Origin of the sequence: Candidatus Aquicultor sp., from assembly GCA_036504445.1 — a bacterium.
In the GTDB taxonomy this organism is placed as follows: domain Bacteria; phylum Actinomycetota; class Aquicultoria; order Aquicultorales; family Aquicultoraceae; genus DASXVE01.
The window spans coordinates 1-2,747 of record DASXVE010000001.1; the positions used below are offsets into that span (position 1 = coordinate 1).

At 50.3% G+C, this 2,747-nt stretch carries 4 protein-coding genes; 2 read left to right on the forward strand and 2 right to left on the reverse strand.

Going from position 1 to position 2,747, the window contains the following annotated elements; translation table 11 throughout:
* The coding region (locus VGK02_00005; protein ID HEY3373437.1) for a hypothetical protein at nucleotides 1–1,111 on the forward strand (1,111 nt) is incomplete at its 5' end.
* A gap of 36 nt (nucleotides 1,112–1,147) precedes the next feature.
* On the forward strand, nucleotides 1,148–1,849 hold the full coding sequence (locus VGK02_00010) for a hypothetical protein (GenBank protein ID HEY3373438.1): 702 nt from the start codon (nucleotides 1,148–1,150) through the stop codon (nucleotides 1,847–1,849).
* 267 nt (nucleotides 1,850–2,116) lie between these two features.
* Here the strand turns inward: VGK02_00010 and VGK02_00015 are convergent, their stop codons facing one another.
* A complete protein-coding gene (locus VGK02_00015) occupies nucleotides 2,117–2,509 on the reverse strand; it encodes a PxKF domain-containing protein (protein HEY3373439.1) in 393 nt (130 codons plus the stop codon).
* A gap of 13 nt (nucleotides 2,510–2,522) precedes the next feature.
* Nucleotides 2,523–2,747, reverse strand: a 225-nt coding sequence (locus VGK02_00020) for an IS3 family transposase (protein HEY3373440.1), incomplete at its 5' end; no start/stop codon positions are given.

Sequence of the window (2,747 nt, forward strand, 5' to 3'; positions counted from 1 at the left end):
AAGGTTTGAGGCATGCGATTGGTGCCACGGCACCGGCGCAGGCTCAGGCTACAACATCCAAATGGACAACAATGACAACTACACCACTGAGTACAACGTTGGTCACACCATGGGTTACGGTATTGACAACGGCAAGTGGAAGGCCCCAGATGACACCTATCCGGCATTTACGCCTAACTATTACATGGGTGGCTTCTCTTGCTTCGATTGCCACAGCCCGCACGCTAACCCGGCAAGGATGCTTGGTTACAATCAGGACGGCAAGCCGATTCAGTCAATCGTCGATGTTATGAGCGGTCAGGTATACAACCTTGGAAACCCAGGCCACGACATGTACACATCAGGCGGCGAGGGCTTTGCTCAGACTGTTTACGATCCAACACCTGGTCATGAGGCTCTGAATAAGTTCGCATGGGTTCCTGCTCTCGGCGGTCCGCTTCCGAATAAGGCAAAACCATACTACCTCGCAGGTAGCTGGCTCCTTCTGAAGAACCCGGACAAAGAGATCTCGGCAAATTCAGCTGGCGTACAGCCAGTTGACATCTGGACAGTACCGAGCGCAAACGGCATGGCTCCGTTCGGCGGTGCTCCTGTACAGGATGCTCCTGTAACGCTCGCGATTGGCCAGGAGATTCCGGATATGGTTACCGCAGCTCTTAACGAGTTTGACGCAACCAAAGCATATCCGGTTAACAAGATTCCGATCAGCTGGAACACACCAGTCGGTAGCGCGGCTATCATTGATACCACGCAAATGTTCGGATTTGCTCCGCAATCGATGCCATTTGGTCCAAACCCAACTGATGTAAATCCAAACGTGGGTCTTGTAAACGGTAAGGCATGGACAAGCGATCAGTATGGCTTTAATGTCCGCAACCCGTTCTGCAAATCGCTTATCGTTGATGAGTTCTGCACCGACTGCCACGACGGCAACGCAGGTCTCTCGACCATCGCAGCTCCGCTGTTCAGTGAGGATCGCGCACTCCGCGGCCAGACACAAACCAGCGGTAAGGTTGGTAGCTTAGAGGCTCCGGTAGTCACCGGCGATACGACCAATTGGAAAGGCTCGTATGATATAGCATACGGCCACGATTCTAACTCACGTCACTGAAGCCGTGCAATGAAGTTCAATCCGGAGGATGGACAATTGACAGGCCCAAGGTGCCGTAACTGCCACAAAGGTTCAAGCGGTTGTGGTGCTTGCCACAACACAGACCCGATGGCTGATGGAATCAATACCACAACAGCTGGTTTAGCTGAGGACAACACAAGAGCTGGTATTACCTACCTGTTCGCAGCTATGTTCACTATGGTTGGTATGCCGAGCCCAACGCCAGAGAGCGTTGCTCCTGTTACAGCATACGTAATGGACAAGCCGACCACAGGCGGTATAAACGAGCTCGCAGTTGCTAACCAAGCAACGAGCAAAGGCGGCCAATCGATCGTTGGTCAGATCAAGAATTCGCGTACTGTTGGCTGGACTGGCTGGAGAGCAAATCCAGGCATCCAAGCTGCAGCTTGCTCAGACGATGGTCTTAGCTTCCCGCACCGTACACTCGGTTGGAAGATGCTGAAAGACGACCTCTTCGGTATCGATCCAGCAAGAACTGGTGTACCTGCTGGCGAGACAGCATTCGTAATGGCTGGTCAATCAAGGACAGGCTACTATGGCGGCGTAGGCCAGCCTAAGGCACATGACCTTGACAGCGTCTGCTTAGACTGCCACAACCCAACGGTTTGGGGTGCTACAAGCACAAGCAACCATACTGATATTCAGTATGATGCATTGGGCAACAAAGTAACCGCTGATGACAAGAACGACGATCTCCTCTTGAGAGGTCTGCCGTAAGACTAGTCACAACTGAATACTCACAAGTATTACTAACAAAGACTTACAAGGAATTACCGACAACTTACATACAACACAAAAGAGGCCCGTTTTTACACGGGCCTCTTTTTTTGTGCTTCTAACAAGATTACATCCGAGCAATTTAGAAAATAAAGACCGTAATCTACATCGCCTTCTCAAGCGTGTCGATTGTAAGCGGATAGTATAAAGCCCGGCAAAGAACCGGGCTTTATTGTTAGAAGATTATCCAAGTGTCGGCAAATACGACTACCTCACTGAGATATCAACATATTTCATTGTCCCGTCATCAAGTTCGAAGTTGAATCTCCAGGTCCCTGCCGAGAGCTTATCTAATACCAAGTTGTAGATATATGCATTAGCACCGCTATCATAGGCGAAGCTATTGCCCGTGCTTGCCGTACCGGTTGATGGCGTCTCTACCTTAGTGTCGGTAGCCGTATCTTCGAGTTTCTTAAGGCTAATTGATGCGCGAGCTGTTGAGATGAAGTTGTTGTTGGCATCTTTTAGCTGGAATTTAACCGGTACTATGCGCCCTGTTCCCTTTTCAAAGATACTGCTGGCATCCTGGTTGATCGGCTCAAGCACGCCGGCAAAGTCGTAATGCACGAAAACGATTTCAAATAACTTTGGCGCGCTCATGCCGAGCCCGAGATTAACGCGCTCGCCCAGGTCTTTTAAGTATCTGCGCGATACCGCTTTTTGCCCGTGGCTTTATCTTCCGCACTGCGCAAAGCTTCCAGGCTTTGAGCAACTTTCTTAACGGTTTGTGGTTCAGCACGATACCTAGGCCTAAAAGCTCGTGTTTGATCCGTCTGTACCCATACGCCGGGTTCTCATCGATGATCTTAATAATCGTTGCCCTTAAGTGCTCGTACTT